The sequence below is a fragment of the Mesorhizobium sp. EU05-FHT14A09 genome (genome assembly GCF_058790995.1).
Window position 1 is genome coordinate 1,476,119 of sequence record NZ_JBYTDF010000001.1, and the last position, 20,730, is coordinate 1,496,848.

At 61.9% G+C, this 20,730-nt stretch carries 20 protein-coding genes; 12 read left to right on the forward strand and 8 right to left on the reverse strand.

All coding sequences use genetic code 11. The features are described from left to right. Positions 1–253 precede the first annotated feature (253 nt). The 3 genes from fmdA (at position 254) to AC3WTO_RS06990 (ending at position 2,464) form a co-directional block, all read left to right on the forward strand. Positions 254–1,480, forward strand: coding sequence for a formamidase (gene fmdA, locus AC3WTO_RS06980; protein WP_492459918.1), 1,227 nt, complete (start codon positions 254–256; stop codon positions 1,478–1,480). 70 nt (positions 1,481–1,550) lie between these two features. Beyond that, entirely contained in the window at positions 1,551–2,063 is a 513-nt protein-coding gene (locus tag AC3WTO_RS06985; protein ID WP_492459919.1) for an AmiS/UreI family transporter, read from the forward strand. 101 nt (positions 2,064–2,164) lie between these two features. After that, positions 2,165–2,464, forward strand: coding sequence for an FmdB family zinc ribbon protein (locus tag AC3WTO_RS06990; protein ID WP_492459920.1), 300 nt, complete (start codon positions 2,165–2,167; stop codon positions 2,462–2,464). A gap of 44 nt (positions 2,465–2,508) precedes the next feature. Here the strand turns inward: AC3WTO_RS06990 and AC3WTO_RS06995 are convergent, their stop codons facing one another. From AC3WTO_RS06995 to AC3WTO_RS07005, 3 genes are all read right to left on the reverse strand, one after another. Further along, positions 2,509–3,594 carry a YcjF family protein gene (locus tag AC3WTO_RS06995; protein ID WP_492459921.1) on the reverse strand — a complete coding sequence of 362 codons (1,086 nt, stop codon included), beginning with the start codon at positions 3,592–3,594 and terminating at the stop codon, positions 2,509–2,511. Beyond that, positions 3,591–5,066: a YcjX family GTP-binding protein gene (locus tag AC3WTO_RS07000; protein ID WP_492459922.1), complete on the reverse strand. Its 1,476-nt coding sequence runs from the start codon at positions 5,064–5,066 to the stop codon at positions 3,591–3,593. Before AC3WTO_RS07000 ends, AC3WTO_RS06995 begins: the two co-directional genes overlap by 4 nt. A gap of 146 nt (positions 5,067–5,212) precedes the next feature. Beyond that, a complete protein-coding gene (locus tag AC3WTO_RS07005) occupies positions 5,213–5,716 on the reverse strand; it encodes a SixA phosphatase family protein (protein WP_492459923.1) in 504 nt (167 codons plus the stop codon). Between the two features lie 250 nt (positions 5,717–5,966). Between AC3WTO_RS07005 and dksA the strand changes: the two genes are divergently transcribed. Beyond that, positions 5,967–6,383, forward strand: coding sequence for an RNA polymerase-binding protein DksA (dksA, locus tag AC3WTO_RS07010; RefSeq protein WP_054312962.1), 417 nt, complete (start codon positions 5,967–5,969; stop codon positions 6,381–6,383). 73 nt (positions 6,384–6,456) lie between these two features. On the opposite strand, the gene AC3WTO_RS07015 is transcribed toward dksA, so the two are convergent. Beyond that, the gene (locus AC3WTO_RS07015; protein ID WP_492558404.1) at positions 6,457–7,191 is read right to left on the reverse strand and encodes a hypothetical protein; all 735 of its coding nucleotides are present in this window, start codon (positions 7,189–7,191) and stop codon (positions 6,457–6,459) included. Between the two features lie 238 nt (positions 7,192–7,429). On the opposite strand from AC3WTO_RS07015, the gene cckA reads away from it, so the two are divergent. After that, a complete protein-coding gene (gene cckA, locus AC3WTO_RS07020) occupies positions 7,430–10,060 on the forward strand; it encodes a cell cycle histidine kinase CckA (RefSeq protein ID WP_492459925.1) in 2,631 nt (876 codons plus the stop codon). A 48-nt stretch (positions 10,061–10,108) separates the two neighbouring features. On the opposite strand, the gene AC3WTO_RS07025 is transcribed toward cckA, so the two are convergent. Further along, complete coding sequence (locus tag AC3WTO_RS07025; RefSeq protein ID WP_101938303.1) at positions 10,109–10,414, reverse strand: ribbon-helix-helix domain-containing protein; 306 nt, start codon at positions 10,412–10,414, stop codon at positions 10,109–10,111. Positions 10,415–10,648: 234 nt separating this feature from the next. Between AC3WTO_RS07025 and AC3WTO_RS07030 the strand changes: the two genes are divergently transcribed. From AC3WTO_RS07030 to AC3WTO_RS07040, 3 genes are all read left to right on the forward strand, one after another. After that, on the forward strand, positions 10,649–11,044 hold the full coding sequence (locus tag AC3WTO_RS07030; protein ID WP_492459926.1) for a VOC family protein: 396 nt from the start codon (positions 10,649–10,651) through the stop codon (positions 11,042–11,044). A gap of 81 nt (positions 11,045–11,125) precedes the next feature. Continuing rightward, positions 11,126–11,656: a gluconate 2-dehydrogenase subunit 3 family protein gene (locus AC3WTO_RS07035; protein WP_492459927.1), complete on the forward strand. Its 531-nt coding sequence runs from the start codon at positions 11,126–11,128 to the stop codon at positions 11,654–11,656. 39 nt (positions 11,657–11,695) lie between these two features. Beyond that, a complete protein-coding gene (locus AC3WTO_RS07040) occupies positions 11,696–13,267 on the forward strand; it encodes a GMC family oxidoreductase (RefSeq protein WP_492459928.1) in 1,572 nt (523 codons plus the stop codon). Positions 13,268–13,414: 147 nt separating this feature from the next. Here the strand turns inward: AC3WTO_RS07040 and AC3WTO_RS07045 are convergent, their stop codons facing one another. Next, on the reverse strand, positions 13,415–13,813 hold the full coding sequence (locus AC3WTO_RS07045; protein ID WP_492459929.1) for a hypothetical protein: 399 nt from the start codon (positions 13,811–13,813) through the stop codon (positions 13,415–13,417). Between the two features lie 317 nt (positions 13,814–14,130). Between AC3WTO_RS07045 and AC3WTO_RS07050 the strand changes: the two genes are divergently transcribed. The 3 genes from AC3WTO_RS07050 to AC3WTO_RS07060 all read left to right on the forward strand — a co-directional run bounded on the left by AC3WTO_RS07050 (position 14,131) and on the right by AC3WTO_RS07060 (position 16,417). Further along, positions 14,131–14,307, forward strand: coding sequence for a hypothetical protein (locus tag AC3WTO_RS07050; RefSeq protein ID WP_165358265.1), 177 nt, complete (start codon positions 14,131–14,133; stop codon positions 14,305–14,307). A gap of 96 nt (positions 14,308–14,403) precedes the next feature. Continuing rightward, on the forward strand, positions 14,404–15,414 hold the full coding sequence (locus AC3WTO_RS07055) for a hypothetical protein (RefSeq protein ID WP_492459930.1): 1,011 nt from the start codon (positions 14,404–14,406) through the stop codon (positions 15,412–15,414). 4 nt (positions 15,415–15,418) lie between these two features. Then, positions 15,419–16,417, forward strand: coding sequence for a hypothetical protein (locus AC3WTO_RS07060; RefSeq protein ID WP_492459931.1), 999 nt, complete (start codon positions 15,419–15,421; stop codon positions 16,415–16,417). A 15-nt stretch (positions 16,418–16,432) separates the two neighbouring features. On the opposite strand, the gene AC3WTO_RS07065 is transcribed toward AC3WTO_RS07060, so the two are convergent. Further along, on the reverse strand, positions 16,433–17,965 hold the full coding sequence (locus AC3WTO_RS07065) for an acyl-CoA carboxylase subunit beta (RefSeq protein WP_492459932.1): 1,533 nt from the start codon (positions 17,963–17,965) through the stop codon (positions 16,433–16,435). 426 nt (positions 17,966–18,391) lie between these two features. Between AC3WTO_RS07065 and AC3WTO_RS07070 the strand changes: the two genes are divergently transcribed. Beyond that, positions 18,392–19,894: a DEAD/DEAH box helicase gene (locus AC3WTO_RS07070; RefSeq protein WP_492459933.1), complete on the forward strand. Its 1,503-nt coding sequence runs from the start codon at positions 18,392–18,394 to the stop codon at positions 19,892–19,894. A gap of 98 nt (positions 19,895–19,992) precedes the next feature. Here the strand turns inward: AC3WTO_RS07070 and hutC are convergent, their stop codons facing one another. Further along, positions 19,993–20,718 carry a histidine utilization transcriptional repressor HutC gene (gene hutC, locus AC3WTO_RS07075; protein ID WP_492459934.1) on the reverse strand — a complete coding sequence of 242 codons (726 nt, stop codon included), beginning with the start codon at positions 20,716–20,718 and terminating at the stop codon, positions 19,993–19,995. Positions 20,719–20,730 lie beyond the last annotated feature (12 nt).

Here is a 20,730-nt window from a genome sequence, read left to right on the forward strand (position 1 = left end):
GCGGCAAGGTCTTTCCAATGCGCTGAAAATCATAACTAAAATCGCCTGTCTGTAATGTACCGCGAGCGCCGGCTGCCCGTCATCTGGTTACAAAAAATTACAATGCGGGCAGCATTTCGATGCATGACGATTACATGCCGCACCTAGCTTGACGTCGCACGGCGATACCGGGCGCATCGCGCAGTCCGGTGCAAGGACGAGGACGGCGCGCAAGCCTCCCTCTTGCACGCTGGCATTGAGGAGGAACAGCCGCATGCCACAGACAGTATTCTCAGTCGACCTGAACAAAGCCCCCGAAGATCATGCCATCAAGACGCACAACCGGTGGCATCCGGACATTCCAATGGTGGAGCACCTCAAGCCAGGGCGCACCTATCGCGTGGAATGCCACGACTGGACGGGAGGCCAGATCGGCAACAACGACAGCGCGAACGACGTCCGCGATGTCGATCTGACCCGCGTTCACTATCTCAGCGGCCCGTTCGGTGTCGACGGCGCGGAGCCCGGTGACCTGTTGGTCGTCGACATCCTTGATCTCGGCGCGAAATCCGATTCCGAGTGGGGCTTCAATGGGCTGTTCGCCAAGGAAAACGGCGGTGGCTTCCTGACCGAGCACTACCCCGAAGCCAGCAAATCCTGCTGGGATTTCCATGGCATCTACACGACCTCGCGCCACATTCCCGGCGTGCGTTATCCCGGCATCATCCATCCCGGCCTGATCGGTTGCCTGCCGGATCACAAGCTGCTCGCGGAAGCCAACAGGCGCGAAGCCGAACTGGTGGCGACCGATCCTGCGCGTGTGCCACCGCTGGCAGCGCTGCCATACGCCGATACGGCGCTGATGGGACAGTTGAAGGGCGATGCGGCGCGGAAGGCCGCGGCCGAGGCGTGGCGCACGGTTCCGCCGCGCGAGCACGGTGGCAACTGCGACATCAAGAACCTGTCGCGCGGTTCGAAGGTCTATTTCCCTGTTTATGTGAAGGGCGGCGGCCTCTCGATGGGCGATATCCATTTCTCGCAGGGCGACGGCGAGATCACTTTCTGCGGTGCCATCGAAATGGCCGGCTGGGTCGATATCAGCGTCGACGTCATCAAGGGTGGCATGGCCAAATACGGTGTCACCAACCCGATCTTCAAGCCAAGTCCGATCGACCCGCATTTTGACGACTATCTCATCTTCGAGGGGATTTCGGTCGATGAGCATACGGGCGAGCAATATTATCTCGATGCCCACGTCGCTTATCGAAGAGCCTGCCTCAACGCCATCGAGTACCTCAAGAAATTCGGCTACTCCGGCGAACAGGCCTACATGATCCTGGGCACTGCCCCCGTCGAAGGACGCATTGCAGGCATCGTCGACATCCCCAACGTTTGCGCCACCTTGGCCATCCCTACGGCGATATTCGACTTCGACATCAATCCCAACGCCCACGGACCGAAGAAGCAGGACTTCAAGGCCGACGTCGCCAAGACGAGCTGATCAGGCTGCACAACGATGAAGCGACGGTCAGACACGGTGCTGGCCGGCGCTCTTTTTGGGGAGGGAATTCATGCTGCTCGGATTTGCTTTGCTTTATGTCGGAGCCGTCCTGTTCCTGAACGGGCTGTGGCTTCTCGGCAAAATCGAGGACTTGGAAATCATCGTTATCAATGTGGTTTCCGGTATCGTGACGTTTTGCGTGTCACTCGCCTGGGCGTTCGGACCCAGTGCAGATGCTGCGTCGATAAAAGGCGCGGCGCTGACGATCCTGTTTTCGGCGACCTATTTCTGGGTGGCCTACAACAGGGTGATAAAGGTGGACGGACGAGGCCTCGGCTGGTTCAGCCTGTTCGTCGCCATCACCACCGTTCCGGTGGCGGTGCGCGGGTTTTCAGACGGCCAAACGTCGATCGACTTCTGGATGGCATCCAACTGGGTCATCTGGGGCGTGGTTTGGTTCCTGTATTTCCTGCTTTTGGCGCTGCAGCGGCCGGTTCTGCGGGTGACCGCGATCGCGACACTGCTTGCAGGCGTTGTCACCGGCTGGCTGCCGGGCTTCCTGCTGCTGGACGGCAAGCTGTGATGCAGTTCTGCCTGGTCGGGCGATGGCTCAACCAGGCAGCCTGAATGGGCGGGAGTTCCTTCGCCTGCCAGATCGTTTTTGATGTTTTTCGGAGGCTGGCGATGCCGCTCTACAATTATGTTTGTGACGACTGTGGACCGTTTGAGGAATGGGTGCCGATGCAGGACGCGCTGAGGACATGTGCGTGCCCGCAATGCACGGAGCTGAGCAACAGGGATGTCGCGGCGCCGCGCCTCAGCCTGATGAACGACAAGCTGCGCCGTGCACTGGCGCGTTCAGAGCGAAGCGGCACCGAACCGAAAGTGGTCAAGAAGGCGCATCTCAGCGGCTGTGGTTGCGCGCTGTGCAAGATTGGCAACAAGCCGGCATCGATGCGCAAGAAGTGGATGATCGGCCACTGATCGGGGCGCTGGCCATCCGCGTGCATTGGAACAACGCGGCGGGACTATGAAGTCGCACCGTTGCCGCGATCCTTCCCGCCGGCGAAAGAGGTCAGTGCGGTGAGAAAATCGCTCATTCCGGGCCGCTTCACCGCGGTGAAGGGCAAGGGGCGGGCGGTTTCCATGGCGGCAATGCCGATGCGTGCGGTCATCATGCCGTTGACCACGCCTTCACCCAGTTTTGCCGACAGCCGGGCCGCCAGTCCGTGACCGACGATCTGCTGCACAAAACTGTCGCCGATGGCGATCGAGCCTGTGACGGCAAGATGGGCAAGAACGTTTCTGGCAAGCCGGAAGAAACCCAGCGTGCCGGGCCGGCCGCCATACAATTCCGACAGGCGTCGGATCAGCCGGCCGGCCTCGAACACCACGTAGGCGACGTCGACCAGGGCACGTGGGCTGACCGCAGTGACCAGCGACACCCGCTTGGCTGCGTCCAGGATCATGGTCTTGGCCTGGGCATCGAGAGGGCCGAGGATTTCGGTTTCGGCCAGCCGCAGGAGATCGCCGCCGTCAATGATCTCGCCGCGCAGATCAGCGAGTGCGCGACGCCCCGCAGCCGTCTGCGGCCGTGCTGCGACGAACGCCGACAATTCGTCGACCACCGCACGCGCGGCGTTGGGATCGTCGCGCGCGATGGCGTCCAGGGCTTTGCCCTGCAGTTTTTCCACCTTGGCCAGCCGCGCAATCGCGAGGAATTCGCGGGCCAGTATGACCAGCAACGCCAACAGAGCTGCCACGGCGACGCTGGCGGCCAGCCAGCCGAGCCAGTCGGCGCGGGCGAACAGGTCGCGGATCAGCCGGTCCGTCCACAAACCTATGGCCAATGACACCAGGATGCCGACGGCGCCGAAGAAAATATTGGCAAGCAACGAGCGTCTGGGGGGCGTCGGTGCCACCGGCGGTTCGGCGGCAATCAGGTCCGGTTCGTCAAACACATCGATGGCATCGGGCACGACAATGGCGGCTTCGGCCTTCATCGCGCGTGGCTTGCGCGACGCCTGCGTCGGGTTCGTCGCAGCTGCAGGCTCTGGCGCGGGTGCGGTTTCCGGCTCAATACGGAACGCCGCCGGCTTGCGGGACGTAGTCATGCGAGGCGGTCTCCGATCAGGAACTGCAAGGCACGGTCGAGGCGGATATGGGGCAACGACAATGTCACGCCCTCGGCGGTGCGTTCCAGTTTCGGCGGGCGGAAACGCACAAAACGGATGGCAGGATCCGCGTTGACGCCGCGATCCTTCGCCTGTTCCTCGAAAACGGCATCAACACTTTTCGGCAAGTCACCAGGAAATATGGCCGTTTCGGTGTTGCCGTCGAACGTTTCTCCCCCGATCCGTTCGCCCTCGAGCGGCGTGCCGATAATGACCGGCAAGGTCTCGATGCCTTGCTTGACGGTGCCTTCGCGCGTGGCACGTACGGCCGCCATGGCGACGACGTCGACGGCCGTCCCAGTGAAGCTGGCTCTGGCGATAGCCCGGTCGGCGAGCCGCCGTACGATCGCCTGCAGCCGATCATGGCTTTCGTGGTGCAGATGGTCGGCCTTGGTGGCGGCAATCAGGATGCGGTCGATGCGGCGTGCGAACCAGTCGGTCAGGAAGCTGCCACGCCCCGGGCGGAAGCAGGCAAGGATCTCGGTGACCGCGCGTTCGAGGTCTGCCATTGCGGCCGGACCTGCATTCAGTGCCTGCATGGCATCGATGAGCACGATCTGGCGGTCGAGGCGGGCAATATGCTCGCGGAAGAACGGCTTCACGACATGCGTTTTGTAGGCTTCGTAACGTCGCTCCATCATTGCGTGCAGGGAGCCGGGCCTTGCCCGCTTTCCCGCAATGCCGGGCAGCGGCGCGAAGGTCAGCGCCGGCGAGCCGTCGAGATCTCCGGGCATCAGGAAGCGGCCGGGCGGCAAGGTGGAAAGGGCACGCTCGTCGCGTTTGCACGCCTTCAGGTAGGCTGCGAAGCTTTCGGCGAGCCGGCGGGCGGTCAGTTCCTCTGCATCCGCATCAGTCGCCGCCGCCGCCGAAAGCGCGCGCCAGTCGCGAGCCAGGTCTGCGCGCACCGGTAACGCTGCCAGTTCGAAAGCTTCGTTGGAAAAATCGGCGAAGGATTTGCCGAGCAGCGGCAGGTCGAGCAGCCATTCGCCGGGGTAGTCCACGATGTCGACGGACAATTTCCCAGCCGAAAACATCCGGTTCCAGCCGGATGCCGATTCAAACTCGATCGTCAGTCGCAGTTCCGAAATCGCGCGCGTGGAGTCGGGCCAGATGCGCTGATCGACCAGAGCCGCGATATGATCCTCGTACTGAAACCGCGGCACGGCGTCGTCGGGCTGTTCTTCCAGGAATGCCCGCGCGATGCGTCCTGATTTCTGCGCTTCGAACAGCGGCAGGCGTCCGCCATGGATAAGGTTGTGAACGAGGGAAGAAATGAACACGGTCTTGCCGGCCCTGGAGAGACCGGTGACGCCGAGCCTGATCGAAGGTCGAAACAGCCCTGCAGTTCGACTGGTCACAGTGTCCAGCGCGATGCGGGCCTCATCGGAAATGGTGGTCAGCGATGAAGCCAATGGATTTTTCTCACGCTTCGCTCATCTTGTGCGCGTAATTGCATAAAAACAAAGAGTTAGAGTTTTTCCGCGTTTCCGTCAAAAACGGCAACGCTCTACGGACCTCGATATAGGCTGCCGGAGGCGGCTTTTGAATGGCGCGCCCGTCAGACGGTGATCGGCGTGAGGAAGTCTTCCAGGTAGCCTTTGCCTGGGGCAGCGTTCTTCAGGCTGGCATCGAAGCGGACGACCGCGAGGCCTGACGTTGGAAACCCATGTTCCAGTGTCTCTCGCGCACCTGCTTCCCCGTCACCGGATATGGCCATTACCAGATCTTCCATCATCGGATTGTGGCCGATAATCAGGAGAGACCCGTAGCCGCCATGCTCCCGGATGATTTCCAGATAGCCGGCGGCATCCTCGCTGTAGAGTTTGTCGAAATACAGCACGCGGCCGGTATCGGTGTGGCTGGCGATCCCCCCCAGCGTCTCGCGGGCTCTTAGTGCGCCAGAACACAGCGTCAGGTCCGGGACATAGCCATGAGCGCGCATGGCCGTTCCTATCATCTCGGCATCTGTAACCCCAGTGGGGTCGAGGGCACGGTCGAAATCGCGCGTACCCGGCAAAGCCCATCCGGCCTTGGCATGCCTGAGAAGATAAAGTTTTGCCACGCAGCACCCTTTCCAACCGGCGCTGTCCGCCGATCCTTCCATTAAGAATTAGCCAGCCGCAAGCTTGGACGCAACGGTCGGCCTGTTGGCAGATATGCCAAGAGCCGCACGGCTTGAGGGTGACCAGGAAAGTGGCGAGGCGGGGCAGGGGTTGTATTAACAAATGCGTGACGGCACGAAGGATTGCGCTTGTTAAGCAATTGCGCCGCGAATATATAGGCGCCAAATTTGGGGCAGTCGGGTGAGTCGAATGAGCGAAATAGTAGCTTCCGATTACGTACCCTCCGAAGACGAGCCGTTCATGAATGAACGGCAAAAATCATACTTTCGGCACAAGTTGATTACCTGGAAGAATGATATTCTGCGCGAGGCGCGTGAAACTCTCGAAATCCTTCAACAAGAAAACGCCAACCACCCCGATCTCGCCGACCGTGCATCGTCGGAAACGGATCGGGCAATTGAACTGAGAGCGCGCGATCGTCAGCGCAAGCTGATTTCCAAGATCGATTCTGCCTTGCAGCGTATCGATGAAGGTACCTACGGCTATTGCGAAGAAACGGGTGAACCGATCTCGCTGAAACGCCTAGATGCCCGCCCGATCGCTACATTGTCGATCGAAGCGCAGGAACGTCACGAGCGCCGGGAAAAGGTGTATCGCGACGATTGAATGTTGTCGGCGTACAATTCGTCTTTGGAGGTGGCCGGCTCAGCCGGCCATTTTCTTTGGCGGCTGCCGTCAATCAGCGCTTGTGGCTGGAGAGTTCGCCAAGCAGCTTCGCCATCTCGTCATCCAGCGTTGGCTGCACCTTCGCATTGGTCTTCGCCGGCGGCACCTCGTCCTCTTCCAGCGAAACTTCCAGCTCGTGCATCAATGCGTCATCGAGCGGATCTTCCATGACCGGCTCCGGCGGCGCACGGTAAGGCGGTTCGGCGCGGACGGGCTCCTGGCGCACTGCGGCTTGCGCAGCCGGCTGCTGAACTCTTGGCGGCGATGACAAGGGCAGGGTCGGCTCGCGATGCGGCGTCGGCGCATTCGGTGCAGCCTGCTGGCGCGGCGGCTCAGGCCGGCGTGCCGGCGCGGGCACCTGCTGTTGCGGGCGCTGCTGTTCGCCGGCCGGCCGTGCAGGCTGCTGTTGTTGCGGCTGTCCATCCCCGGTCAGAACCGGGCGGCGCGACGGCACCATGCGGATATCGCGCTCGACAACGACGTCCGTCGGTCCGCCGATGAGGATCAGATGCTCGATGTCGTCGCGGCGCACCAGGACCAGGCGGCGATGACTGTCCACGGCGGTCGCATCCATGACCGCAAGGCGTGTCTTGCGGTTCTTGCCGCCGGCGACATAGGTGCCGAAGGTCAAGCCACGGATCAGCCTGACGATAACCAGCAGGATGACGAGCAGGACCAGGGCCGCGAAAGTCCACAGGATGGCGGGCGCATAATTCGGCCCAGCCATGCTTTCCAGCCAACTCAGCATAGACATCCCCAACAATGATCCGGCCCCAGCGAGGGCGACACTAAAGGCGGTGTCCGGATGTCGCAAGGCGGGTTTGACGCTTTGTGAACAGGGCAAACCGCAAGAGCCTGCGGGAAAGCCCGCTGACAGTGTCGTTTTTGGCGCACATTTGCCAGCGGGGTCTTTTCCGGGCAGGGAGAATATGATTCAACCGGGCGAGTCGGGGCGCCGGTGACTGGGATTGGTGAGCAGGGGGCACATGGCCAAGGAAACGGGCGGCGAGTTCTATCCGATGCCGATCGTCGACCAGGGTACACGGCCGGGCGCAGTGACACGGCTCATCATCTTCATGGTGGTGCTGGCTGCCGCCGCCGTTGTCTTCGGCATTTTCCGCGAACGTTTCGGCGATCCGTTCCTGCTGGGCATGCTGGGCGTGCTGGCAATGATCGGCGTCGGCTTCCTGTTCGCAACAGCGATCGGCTTCGTGCAGATCGCGCCGCGCTCGACCAGCGACGAACTCTCGAAGGCCTTCGTCGATTCCATGTCGCAGGGGCTGCTGGTCACCGATGCCAAGGACCGCGTCGTCTACGCCAATCGCGCCTATGCCGAGATGACAGGCGCGACGTCCGCGGCAGACATCAAGACGGTGGAAGGGTTGCTTTCCGACATTCCCGAAGCAACCAGCACCATCTACCGGCTCTCCGCGGGCTTGCGCGATGGGCAGTCCGGCGATGGCGAGTTCCGGCTGGCGCAATCCGTCCGCCCGGGCGCCGAGCCGGGCGGTCGCTGGTATCGTGCGCGTGCGCGCACGTTCTCCGTCCCTGGCCTGAGGCAGCCGCTGTCAGCCTGGCAACTCGCCGATATTTCCGTCGAACGCGCGGAGCAGGAGCGATTCTTCCTCGATCTGCAGCAGGCAATCGACCATCTCGATCACGCACCTGCCGGATTCTTCTCCGCCGATCAGGACGGCCGTGTCACCTATATCAACGCGACGTTGGCGGAGTGGCTGGGCATCGATCTGGCATCCTTCACGCCAGGTGCGGTGACGGTGCCTGACATCGTCGCCGGTGACGGCATGGCACTGATCCGTTCGGTGCGCGCGGATCCCGGCACGACGCGCAACGCCGTGATCGATCTCGATCTCACGACGATGGCCGGCAAGGCCTTGCCGGTGCGCTTCATGCATCGCGTTTCGGCGAGCCGCGAAGGGCTGAACGGTCCAAGCCGCACCATCGTGCTCAACCGGACCCAGGGCGAGGATGCTTCCGCCGACCTGCGGGCCTCCGAAATCCGCTTCACCCGCTTCTTCAACTCGACGCCGATGGCCATCGCCGGCGTGGATCATGACGGCCGCATCCTGCGCACCAATGCGCCGTTCCTGTCGCTTTTCTCAGCGGCGGTCGACCGCGACGCACTCGACCGCAAGGTGCGGCTCGACACGGTCATCCATGAACGCGACAGGCCGGCCTTTGCCGCAGCGCTGGAAAAGGCGCATCAGCGCCAGGCCGATATCACGCCGATCGACACGGTCCTGCCGGACAACGAAGAACGCCACGTTCGCTTCTACGTCAACGCGGTCGCCGACGGCACCGATGGCGAGGGCGCCGAGGAAGCGGCCATCGTTTATGCCGTCGAGACCACGGAGCAGAAAGCCCTGGAAGGGCAGATGGCGCAAAGCCAGAAGATGCAGGCAGTGGGCCAGCTCGCCGGTGGTATCGCGCATGACTTCAACAACGTGCTCACCGCCATCATCATGGCATCCGACCTGCTGCTTGCGAACCACCGTCCGTCCGATCCGTCCTTCCCGGACATCATGAACATCAAGCAGAACGCCAACAGGGCGGCATCGCTGGTGCGCCAGCTTCTCGCCTTCTCGCGCAAGCAGACGTTGCGGCCGGAAGTGCTCAACCTCACGGACGTCCTGGCTGACCTGCGCATGCTGCTTGCCCGCCTCGTCGGCAACAACATCAAGCTCAAGGTCGATCACGGCCGCGATCTATGGCCGGTCAAGGTCGACATCGGCCAGTTCGAACAGGTGGTGGTCAATCTCGCCGTCAATGCACGCGACGCCATGCCGTCAGGCGGCGACCTCACCGTACGGACAAAAAACGTCACGGCGGATGAATGCGCCGCGTTTTCCTATCGCGAGCTGCCGGCCGCCGATTATGTCGTCGTCGAAGTCGAGGACACAGGCTCCGGTATCGCGCCGGACGTGCTGAAGAAGATCTTCGAGCCCTTCTTCACGACGAAGGAAGTCGGCAAGGGTACCGGCCTCGGCTTGTCGATGGTCTACGGCATCATCAAGCAGACGGGCGGCTTCATCTTCTGCGATTCGGAAGTCGGCAAGGGCACCACCTTCCGCATCTTCCTGCCGCGCCATGTCGCTGAAGCCGTCAAGCTGCCCGTGGGCGGAAAGCCGGGCGATGCCAAGGCGGTCGAAACGGAAAACGCCGCTGTGGCCGGGGCCGCCAAGAATGGCGATGCGGCGAAGGCCGGGGAGGCCAAGGATCTTTCCGGCTCGGCCATTGTCCTCCTGGTCGAAGACGAGGATGCCGTGCGCATGGGGGGCGTGCGAGCACTCAGGTCGCGCGGCTACACCGTGCATGAGGCAACATCCGGCGTCGAGGCGCTGGAAGTGTTCGATGAGCTCGAAGGCAAGATCGATATTGTCGTCTCTGACGTCGTCATGCCTGAAATGGACGGTCCGACGCTGCTCGGTGAATTGCGAAAGCGCCAGCCGGGCATCAAATTCGTTTTCGTATCGGGTTACGCCGAAGACGCGTTCGCCAAGAACCTGCCGGCCGATGCCCAGTTTGGTTTCCTGCCGAAACCGTTCTCGCTGAAACAGCTTGCCACCGTCGTGAAGGACGTTCTCGAAGACAAATCCTAAAACCGAAGGACTCTCGGCCGGAAAGGCCGAGAACCCGCCGCTTGAACGTCAGGCTGCCTGACGGCGCAACGCCTCAAGGTCCTCCGCGCAAGGTCGGTGGCCGCGCAGGTAAAGAGCGCAGGTGGTGCGCAGCATCGACGCAAAGTTCGGGATTTCGCCGTTGATCTCAATGGCTTCGTCGTAAAGTTTCGAAATGAATTTCGGTGTCGTCAGGCCCTGGCTTTCGGCGATTTCATCCAGCAATTCCCAGAAGGTGGCTTCGAGCTGGATGCTTGTCGAATGACCGGCGATGCGGATCGACCGGTTGATCTGGCGGTACCCTTCCGGGTCCTGTCCGGCAAACACCCTGCACATCAATAACTCTCCCGTCCTTGTCTGGCTTTGGCCGGCGCGCCCCGCACCAGCCAGCTTTCTGCATATCTTCTGCCGAAACGGCCGAGCCGGCAATCGGACTTTCGTCCGCGACGCAACGACAGAATCGCCAAAACCATAAGCAAGAGCATGGATTTGCGCGTGGTAACGGGCTGCCACCAAACTCTTTTCGCCAGGCCCATAATCCTTCCGATCAAAACCGCGGACGGAGTTCCCTTGGCTAAAGCGATCCACACGATGATCCGGGTTCTCGATGAGAACCGATCTGTCAGTTTCTACAAGCAGGCTTTCGGCCTGGATGTTGCCGAGCGACTAGATTTCGAGACCTTCACACTCGTCTACCTCAGCAATGCGGAAAGCGATTTCGAGGTGGAGCTGACCGTCAACAAGGGCAGGGCGGAGCCTTACGCGCTGGGTGACGGTTATGGTCACTTCGCCGTGTCGGTGTCCGATCTCGATGCAGAGCATGACCGCTTCGGCGCGCTCGGTCTCAACCCGAAGAAAATTGTCGAGTTCAATCGCGATGGAGCGCTTCTGGCGCGCTTCTTCTTCGTCGAGGATCCCGACGGCTACAAGATCGAGGTTCTGCAGCGTCACGGCCGTTTCAAATAGGAGGATAGCGGTCGCCTCCAGGGAGGGAGGCGATGCCAGCCACGGCGCCGGGAGGGCGCAACAGCAAGCACGGGAGGAAAAATGGTCACGATCTATGAAGGCAGGCCTGGCCTGTCGCGCCGCGAGCTTCTGAAACGCGGCAGCATCGGCGCATTGCTGGTTATCGCCGGCAACGCCGTCATCAGTCCGGAAAACGCCTGGGGGCTGCAGACAGCAGCATTGAAACCGGAAACCATGGCAACGCTTATCCAGATGGCGCGCGACATCTACCCGCACGATCAACTGGCCGACAAATTCTATGCGGTGGCCGTGAAAAGCCATGACGAGCAGGCCGGCAAGGATGCCAAGCACAAGGAACTGATCGAGGCTGGTATCGCCGACCTCGACAAACGTGCCGGCGAGGGTGGTTATCGAGGCCTTGGCTGGGAAGAAGAGCGCATCGCCGTGCTCAAGGCCATCGAGACGACGCCGTTCTTCCAGGCGGTCCGCGGCGGACTGGTCGTCAGCCTCTACAATCAGAAAGAGATCTGGCCGGTGTTCGGCTACGAGGGCGAGTCCTATTCGAAGGGCGGCTACATCAGCCGCGGCTTCGACGACATCGAGTGGCTCTGAAACATACCCGTCACCAGCAGGAATTCATGGGAGGAAACCATGGCAGCACCATTCGACCTGAAGAATGATGGCGTGGTCGTCATCATCGGCTCGGGCGCCGGCGGCGGCACGCTCGGCAATGAACTTGCCCAGAAGGGCATCGACGTCGTTATCCTCGAAGCGGGCGGGCGCTACGAATATGACGATTTCATCAACGATGAGTGGGACAGCTTCGCCCAACTTGCCTGGAAGGACATGCGCACGACGTCGGGCGACTGGCGTGTCGCCCGGGACTTTCCCAACCTGCCGGCCTGGATCGTCAAGGCGGTCGGCGGCACCACAACGCATTGGGCCGGCGCTTCCCTGCGCCTGCAGGAACACGAATTCAAGACGCTCACCACCTACGGCAAGATCGAAGGAGCCAACCTGCTCGACTGGCCGGTCACGCTTGCCGAACTCGAGCCCTACTATGCCAAAGCCGAAGACAAGATGGGGGTTACTCGCACCAACGACATACCGGGCCTGCCCGGCAACAACAATTTCAAGGTGCTGAAGGCCGGTGCCGACAAGCTCGGCTACAAGGAATGTCACACCGGCCGCATGGCGATCAATTCGCAGCCACGCGACGACCGCAATTCCTGCCAGCAGACCGGCTTCTGTTTCCAAGGCTGCAAATGGGGCGCCAAATGGTCGACGCTCTACACCGAAATTCCCAAGGGCGAAGCGACCGGACACCTTGAGGTGCGCCCGAATGCAATGGTCATCAAGATCAACCACGACGCGTCCGGCAAGGTGACCGGGGTCGTCTATGCCGACAAGGACGGCAAGCTGCAGGAACAGAAGGCGCGCATTGTCGCCGTTGCCGGCAACTCGATTGAAAGTCCTCGCCTGCTTCTCAATTCGGAGTCGTCGAAATTCCCGCAGGGACTTGCCAATTCCTCGGGGCAGGTCGGTCGCAACTACATGCGCCACACCACGGGTTCGGTCTACGCCATCTTCGACAAGCCGGTGCACATGTATCGCGGGACCACCATGGCCGGCATCGTGCGTGACGAGGCGCGCAACGATCCTTCGCGCGGTTTCGTCGGCGGCTACGAACTGGAGACGCTGGCGCTTGGGCTGCCGTTCATGGCGGCTTTCCTCAACCCCGGCGGCTGGGGCCGCTCCTTTACCACGGCACTCGACCACTACGATCACATGGCGGGCCTGTGGATCGTCGGCGAGGACATGCCACGCGCCGAAAACCGGGTTACCCTGCATGCTTCCGAAAAGGACAGCCACGGCATGCCGGTGGCCAATGTCCATTTCGATGATCACCCCAACGACACGGCGATGCGTGACCATGCCTACGGGCAAGGCACGGCGATCTATGACGCGGTCGGTGCGACGCGCATCTTCCCGACGCCGCCTTATCCGTCCACGCACAATCTCGGCACCAACCGGATGAGCGAGAAGCCGGAGGACGGGGTCGTCAACAATCATGGCCAGACACACGACATCAAGAACCTGTTCGTCTCCGACGGCAGCCAGTTCACGACCGGCGGCGCTGAGAACCCGACACTGACCATCGTCACATTGGCCATCCGTCAGGCCGACTACATCGCCAGGCAAATGGCCGCCAAGACGATTTGAACACTCCCGAGTCTGCTCGCGCGGAACGCCCAAAACGTTCCGCGCTTTTTCTTTGAAAACTTCGATGCCGGCTTGAGGCTAGAGCATTTCCACGTTTCCGTTTTTCATGGAAACGCTGAAACGCTACGCACTTTTCCCGGAATCGCGCTAAGGCTGGCGTATCGTGCAGGTCGCGGCGCTGAAGGCGCCGTCCGGCTGGTGCATGACAATGTCGAAGGACGCGTCGGCGGGATCGTCGGCCGTCACCTGCGTCAGCGAGATGCCGTTGCCGCCGCTGGTGAAACCGCCGACAGGGCCGAGCCAGCTGACTTCGCCATTGCTGTCCATCTCGTAGTTGTAGCCTTGCATCACCGGCCCGTAGGTTGGCCCGCTGTAGACGCGCCCCCTGACCTTGATGTCGCCCAGATAAACGAATGCCCCGAGCAGGTAGACCTCACAGCGATAGCTGCCTTCAGGCAAGGTGCCGTCGGCGATGGCAGCGCGCGCGCCACCGGCGGCAAGCGCCGCAGCCATGCAGGAAAGCAAGAGGATCAGGCGATGTATCATCGATCGGTCCGAATGCGGTCGGTGCATGCTTGCACCACTTTTTCGACAAGACCGCAACATTGCCGAACGCTGCCTCTTGCGCAAACTTCGGCGCTGAAATCATATATTCCCGGCAACTAATATTGCTGCACTTCGGTCCACCCATGTTACTCTTTGGTTGGCCTTGGTGAGTCGGCCACATTTTCAGCGTCAAACTTGATTTGGGGGCAGATCGAGGAAGACCTCGTCGGCGTGGGGCAGTTCCGCGCAGGCGATCGACGACAACGTTTCTTCCGTGATCTCGGCGTTACTGGGCACATCGGGCAAGGGACGGGCCGGTGGAGACTTTTTTTGAAGACTACCAGAAGCGGCGCCTCGTCGAGCGCGTCGATATCCTGACGGCGATCAACATCCTGAAATCGCAGGGGTATGACGACGACGAGATCATCACCGAGATCACGCGTGTCTTCTATGTCGATCTCGATGAATACAACGATCTGGTAAGAGCAGCCTGAGGTTTCGACAGCTACGCCCTTCGGCGTACGTCGCAAGATCTGCGATAGCTTTGCAGCATTGTGCTACCGTTGCCCATCCAGCGAGGGGCTCGCGGCATGAAACACCTCATCCTCGTTCATGGCAGGGATATCAAGCCGGCCGGCTCGGCGTTGGCGGCTCTTGCCAAGCGAGCCATTGTCAGGGGATTGACGCGGGCGGGCAGGGCCGATGTCGCCGCCGATGTCCAAAGCGGCGCGATCAAGTTCACCAGTGCATATTACGGCGATGTCACCAACCGCATCGAAGCGTCCTACGACGCCAAAACCGCAGCGCTGCTGACGGCCCGGAACGATCCGCCCTATGATTTCAAACCCTGCTTCCCGTCCGAGGCGCTGGATGACGCCTTCAGCCTGACCGATGCGCTGCGTCGCTTCGACAAGGCGAGCTATCGCCATGTCCTCGACATCGCCAAGGACTGGCGTTTCCTCGACGAAGCGATACACGCCGCCTCCATGTTCGGCGAGCTGTTCACCTTTGGCCTCGTAAATTCGCTGGTCGAAGTTTCGATCAAGTGGGATCTTGCCGTCTACCTCACATCGCAGCGTGTCGGCTCGGACATCCGTGCGCGCCTGCAGGACGTCCTCAAACAATCGCTGGCCGACGGTGACGATGTCTGCCTCGTCACCCACAGCATGGGCTGCATGGTCGCTTACGACGTGTTCTGGAAATACTCGTTCCGTTCCGAATACGAGGACCGGCATGACGGCGCAGCGCATCCGGTCAAGCTCTGGCTCACGCTGGGCTGTCCGCTCGGCGAAATCGGCATCCGGCGCAACCTGCTCGATGCCGTGGCGCTGGAGGAGGAAAAATATCCGCGCAACCAGTTTGTCGACTGGGTCAATATCCATGCGGAGGATGACTTCATCGCGCATGTGCCAAGCATGCGGACGGCGTTTTCAATCATGCGAACCAGACGCTATTGCCGCTCGATCACCGACAGGAAGATCTACAACTGTTGGCATTATCGCGACGCCGCCGGCGGGCAACTCGTCTCCAACCCGCATGATCTGTATGGCTATCTGATGAACCAGGACACGGCCAGGGTCATTGCTGGCTGGGCGGAGTGAGCCGATGGTTGCGAAGAAACCGCAAAGCCCGAAGATCTCGCTGGTCGAACTGCGCAAACGCTGCCGCGAGGCATCGCTCAGCGAGCGCGAACTCACCGATTACTTCCTGCCGGACGAGGAACACAGCAAGCCGTTCGCTCCCGCCCTGAAGCTCAACGAGGCTCTGGTGGATGTAGGCCGCGCCAGGCCGAGCCCGGAGGCTATATCCAAGCTTTACGCCGAGGCGACACAAGCGCAGTCGCCGCTTCCGAAGAAGCCGCGCCTGCTGACGCAAACGCTGCGCAGGGCCGCAAGAACCAAGCTTCTGGCGGAGGGCGACTCCTGGTTCAACCTGCCCGACTATATTTATCCCAAGACGGCGATAGACTTTCTCGGCAGCGACTACGATTTCGACGTCAGCAACATCGCGCTCTGGGGCGATGAACTGGAGGCGATGGTCACCGCCAAGCAATACCGCCAGCCGTTGCGTTCCGGCCTGTTCGGGCATTTTCTGTTCTCTGGCGGCGGCAATGATGTGCTGGGCTCCATCCCGGCCTACGTGAAGCCGCGCAGGCCGGGCGATACCGACCCCGCTCACGCCGCCGACTACATCAAGGCGACGTTCCCGCAGAAGATCAGCCAGATGATGGGCTTCTACCGCACGCTGGCCAACGATGCGCGCGACGCGACCGCTGGCCGTGTGGTGCTCTACGTGCACGGCTATGCCAATCCGATCCCGAAAAAGGGCGGGCACTATCTGGGTGGTCCGTTGGAAACGCTCGGCTTCGATCCCGTCGCTCATGCGCCGCTGTGTCGGGCAATCGTTGCCCAGATGGTCAAGTTGTTCAACGATGCCCTGCAATCCTTCGCGCAGGGCACGGCACATGTCGTCTACAGCGATCTCAGGCCGGCCATGGGCGAGCGCGACTGGTATCGCGACGAGATCCATCCAAACGAAACCGGCGCGAAGAAGATCGCCAGGATTTTTGCAGAAGTCGTTCGCGCCAACACGCCGAGCGTGTGATGGCGCCGTCACGCATCAAAGCGGGATGTTGTCGTGCTTCTTCCAGGGGTTCTGCAGGTCCTTGTTGCGCAGCATCCTGAGCGCCCGCGCAACACGACGGCGCGTCGAGTGCGGCATGATCACCTCATCGACATAGCCGCGTTCAGCAGCCACGAACGGTGACAGGAAGCGGTCTTCATAGCGTTTGGTATGTTCGGCGATCTTGTCGGCGTCGCCGATATCCTTGCGATAGATGATTTCGACCGCGCCCTTGGCGCCCATCACCGCGATCTGCGCCGTCGGCCAGGCATAGTTCATGTCGCCGCGCAGGTGTTTAGAAGCCATCACGTCATAGGCTCCGCCAAAGGCCTTGCGCGTGATCACGGTTACCTTCGGCACGGTCGCCTCGGCATAGGCGAACAGCAGCTTGGCGCCATGCTTGATCAACCCGCCATATTCCTGCGCGGTTCCGGGCAGGAAGCCCGGCACATCGACGAAGGTGACAAGCGGGATGTTGAAACAATCGCAGAAGCGCACGAAACGCGCCGCCTTGCGGGAGGCGTCGCTGTCCAGAACGCCGGCCAGCACCATCGGCTGGTTGGCGACGAAACCCACGGTGCGTCCTTCGACACGTCCGAGGCCGGTGACGATGTTCTTGGCGAACGAAGCCTGGATCTCGAAGAAGTCGCCTTCGTCGACGGTCTTCAGGATCAATTCCTTGATGTCGTAAGGCTTGTTCGCATTGTCCGGGATCAGGCGGTCGAGCGACATGTCGTGTTCGGTCACCGACTGATAGCATTCGACTTCCGGGATCTCGGCGGTGTTGGAGGCCGGCAGCAGGTCGACAAGGCGCCGCATCTGCAGCAGCGCCTCGACGTCGTTGTCATAGGCGCCGTCGGCGATCGACGATTTCGTCGTGTGCACGGAAGCGCCGCCAAGCTGTTCGGCCGTCACCGTTTCGTTGGTCACCGTCTTCACGACGTCCGGCCCGGTCACGAACATGTAGGAGGTATCGCGCACCATGAAGATGAAATCGGTCATGGCCGGCGAATAGACGTCGCCGCCCGCGCAAGGTCCCATGATCAGCGAAATCTGCGGAATGACCCCGGAGGCCAGCACGTTGCGCTGGAAGATTTCGGCATAGCCGCCGAGCGCCGCCACACCTTCCTGGATGCGGGCGCCGCCGGCATCGTAGAGGCCGATGATCGGCGCGCGGTTGCGCAGCGCCATGTCCTGCACCTTCATCACCTTCTCGGCATGCGCCTCCGAAAGCGAGCCGCCGAACACCGTGAAGTCTTTCGCGAACAGATAGACGGGACGGCCATTGACCGTGCCCCAGCCGGTGACGACGCCATCGCCGGCGACCTTCGACTTTTCCATGCCGAAATCGGTGGAGCGGTGTTCGACATACATGTCGAATTCCTCGAACGAGCCTTCGTCGAGGAAGATGTCGATACGCTCGCGCGCGGTCAGCTTGCCCTTGGCGTGCTGGGCGTCGATGCGTGCCTGGCCGCCGCCCAAACGGGCGATGTCGCGTCGGCGCTCGAGTTCCTTCAGCACTTCCTTCATGGGCGGCCTCCCTCGGATCGTTAGTCCGCTGTTGGTATCGGCGCTGCGCGGGGAGTGCAAGCGGGGCTTTGGTTTCGCGATGCAAACCGGCATTTCACCCGCTTGCCACGAGAACCCGGCAGGGATGTTTTGTTGCAGTGCAGCATCAAGCCCTTGCATTTCTTGCCGAACTCCTCCATATGCGCAGCCATAGGCGCTCGGGCCGGTTCCTCCCTCCGGCTTTCTCCTCGATTGAGACTGGTTGCGTCTGTTCCCCTTGCTTCAGGCAAGGCGGTGTAAGTCCCGCGGCAAGAGGCCAGCGGGCACGACAGCGCAGCCGAGCGGGCTTTTTGCCCGCCCGCCTTGTCGTCCCTTTGCTATTCAGACGGCGGGTTGCGCTCCGCCGCGCTGGTCGTTGCGGCCTATGCCGCATGAAAGAAGATTGTTTTGACCGAAGAAATCACTGCGGAACCGACCGGTTTCGCCAAACTTGGAATTACCGGCCAGTTGCTCAAGGCCACGCTTTCGGCGGGATTCACCGATCCCAAGCCGATCCAGGAGCAGGCCATCCCCGCACAGCTTGCCGGCCGCGACATACTGGGCATCGCCCAGACGGGCTCCGGCAAGACCGCCGCCTTTGCCCTGCCGATCCTGTCGCGCATCATCGCGCTCGGCACCAAGCGCCGGCCGAAGACGGCACGCGCCCTGATCCTGGCGCCGACTCGCGAGTTGGCTGTCCAGATCGAAGAGACCATCAAGGTGCTCGCCAAGGGCGCGCACATCTCGACCGCGCTCGTGCTGGGCGGCGTTTCGCGCTTCAGCCAGGTCAAGAAGATCGGCCCCGGCGTCGATTTCCTGATCGCGACGCCCGGCCGCCTGATGGATCTGGTGCGCGAGAAGGATGTGATCCTGTCGGAGACCACCTGGCTGGTGCTCGACGAAGCGGACCGCATGCTCGACATGGGCTTCATCAACGACGTCAAGCGCATCGCCAAGGCGACGCATCCGGCGCGGCAGACCGCGCTGTTCTCGGCAACCATGCCGGCGGAGATCGAGCAGCTGACACAGAGCCTGCTGCGCGATCCGGTGCGCGTGGAAGTGGCGCCGCAGGGCACCACGGCCGCCGAGATCACCCAGAGCGTCGTGCTTGCCCGCACCAAGCAGAAGCGCAAGGTGCTGTCCGATATGCTGGCCGATGAGGCGATGAGCTCGGTGATTGTGTTCGCGCGCACCAAGCATGGCGCCGATCGCGTCACCAAGGACCTCGAGCGTGACGGTTTCGAAGCCGCGGTCATCCACGGCAACAAGAGCCAGAACGCCCGCCAGAAGGCCCTGAACGGTTTCCGTGACGGCTCGGTGCGCATCCTGGTCGCCACCGACATCGCCGCACGCGGCATCGACGTTCCCGGCATCAGCCATGTCGTGAACTTCGATCTGCCGGACGAGGCAGAGAGCTACGTGCACCGCATCGGCCGCACCGGCCGCAACGGCCGCGACGGTATTGCCATCACGCTGGTCGACCCGTCGGAGAACAGCAAGCTGCGCCAGGTCGAACGCATCATTCGCATGAAGCTGCCGGTACTGGCCGATCATCTTGGTCAGCCCGATCCGGCTCGTGAACCGCGCCCGCAAGGCGAACGCACCTTTACGCCGGCGAATGATGGTGAGGGTCGCGGACAGCGTCGCGATGGCCGGCCGCGCAACGACGGCTTCGGCAAGAAGCGTTTCGGCGCAAAGCCGCAAGGCGATCAGGGCACGCAGGGCGAACGCAGCCAGGGCGGCGACCGTCCCTTCAAGGGGAAGCCGAGTGGCGAGCGCCACTTCCACGGCAAGCCCAAGGGTGACCGCCCGTTCGGCGACAAGCCGCATGGCGAACGCAAGCCGGAAGGAAACAAGCCTTTCCGCAGCAAGCGCCGCTTCAACCGCAAGCCGGCCGCACGCGCGGCTTGATCAACGAGATGGGGCTGTCCAGCTGGACGGCCCCTTTTCTTATGTTCTAAGCCTGTTTGAGCTGTTTTGCGCCGCCTGCAAACTGCAGGCTCGGACAGCTAGCCCTGCGACGGTGCGAAACGCGCCACCAATTCGTGGCTTTCGGCGGCGTAGACGAAACGCACCTGCGTAACCGGGCGTTCGGCATTCCAGGTCCGTCGCTCCACGACAAGGCAGGGCGAACCGGTTGCGATATCGAGCGCCGAAGCTATTTCCTCATCCGCGGCCATGGCACGGATACGGTGTTCGGCTGCATTCCACGGCACATGTCCGACCAGCCAGGGGTTCGGGCTGATCTCCAGGAACTCTTCTTCCTCCGCTTCCGGAACGGCGCTCAGGTTGATGAGCCGCCTTTCCTGGCAGAACGGCCGCTTGCCGGCGAAGTGTCGGCATTCCACGGCAAGAACCGGCACTGTCGCATCGAGGCCGAGCAGTCCGCGATCCTCGGTGCTGGAGCGGCGTTTGAGGCGCGAGACGCGCTCGAAGTGGTAGGGCAGGCCGGTGGCTTCCACCTCGGTGCGGATGTCATGGATCTCCAGGATCGCCGCCTGGGAATGCGGCTGGCGCACGAAGCTTCCTGAACGCCTGCGGCGCTCGATCAGGCCGGCCTTGGCAAGCTGCGACAGCGCTTTGTTCACGGTCATGCGCGAGCAGCCGTATTCGGCCGTCAATTCGTGTTCGAAAGGGATGCGATGACCCGGCGCCCAGACGCCGGACAGGATCTTCTCGCTGATGTCGGACAGGATGCGCTGATGGAGCGATGCCGGTTCCGCTGTCGTGCTCATCAGCCTGTCGTT

What these genes read in the sequence shown, in the direction of transcription:
- fmdA (WP_492459918.1), top strand. Translation starts at nt 254, where the DNA reads ATGCCACAGACAGTATTCTCAGTCGACCTGAACAAAGCCCCCGAAGAT.
- AC3WTO_RS06985 (WP_492459919.1), top strand. Translation starts at nt 1,551, where the DNA reads ATGCTGCTCGGATTTGCTTTGCTTTATGTCGGAGCCGTCCTGTTCCTG.
- AC3WTO_RS06990 (WP_492459920.1), top strand. Translation starts at nt 2,165, where the DNA reads ATGCCGCTCTACAATTATGTTTGTGACGACTGTGGACCGTTTGAGGAA.
- AC3WTO_RS06995 (WP_492459921.1), bottom strand. Translation starts at nt 3,594, where the DNA reads ATGACTACGTCCCGCAAGCCGGCGGCGTTCCGTATTGAGCCGGAAACC.
- dksA (WP_054312962.1), top strand. Translation starts at nt 5,967, where the DNA reads ATGAGCGAAATAGTAGCTTCCGATTACGTACCCTCCGAAGACGAGCCG.
- AC3WTO_RS07015 (WP_492558404.1), bottom strand. Translation starts at nt 7,191, where the DNA reads ATGCTGAGTTGGCTGGAAAGCATGGCTGGGCCGAATTATGCGCCCGCC.
- cckA (WP_492459925.1), top strand. Translation starts at nt 7,430, where the DNA reads ATGGCCAAGGAAACGGGCGGCGAGTTCTATCCGATGCCGATCGTCGAC.
- AC3WTO_RS07025 (WP_101938303.1), bottom strand. Translation starts at nt 10,414, where the DNA reads ATGTGCAGGGTGTTTGCCGGACAGGACCCGGAAGGGTACCGCCAGATC.
- AC3WTO_RS07035 (WP_492459927.1), top strand. Translation starts at nt 11,126, where the DNA reads ATGGTCACGATCTATGAAGGCAGGCCTGGCCTGTCGCGCCGCGAGCTT.
- AC3WTO_RS07040 (WP_492459928.1), top strand. Translation starts at nt 11,696, where the DNA reads ATGGCAGCACCATTCGACCTGAAGAATGATGGCGTGGTCGTCATCATC.
- AC3WTO_RS07045 (WP_492459929.1), bottom strand. Translation starts at nt 13,813, where the DNA reads ATGATACATCGCCTGATCCTCTTGCTTTCCTGCATGGCTGCGGCGCTT.
- AC3WTO_RS07055 (WP_492459930.1), top strand. Translation starts at nt 14,404, where the DNA reads ATGAAACACCTCATCCTCGTTCATGGCAGGGATATCAAGCCGGCCGGC.
- AC3WTO_RS07060 (WP_492459931.1), top strand. Translation starts at nt 15,419, where the DNA reads ATGGTTGCGAAGAAACCGCAAAGCCCGAAGATCTCGCTGGTCGAACTG.
- AC3WTO_RS07065 (WP_492459932.1), bottom strand. Translation starts at nt 17,965, where the DNA reads ATGAAGGAAGTGCTGAAGGAACTCGAGCGCCGACGCGACATCGCCCGT.
- hutC (WP_492459934.1), bottom strand. Translation starts at nt 20,718, where the DNA reads ATGAGCACGACAGCGGAACCGGCATCGCTCCATCAGCGCATCCTGTCC.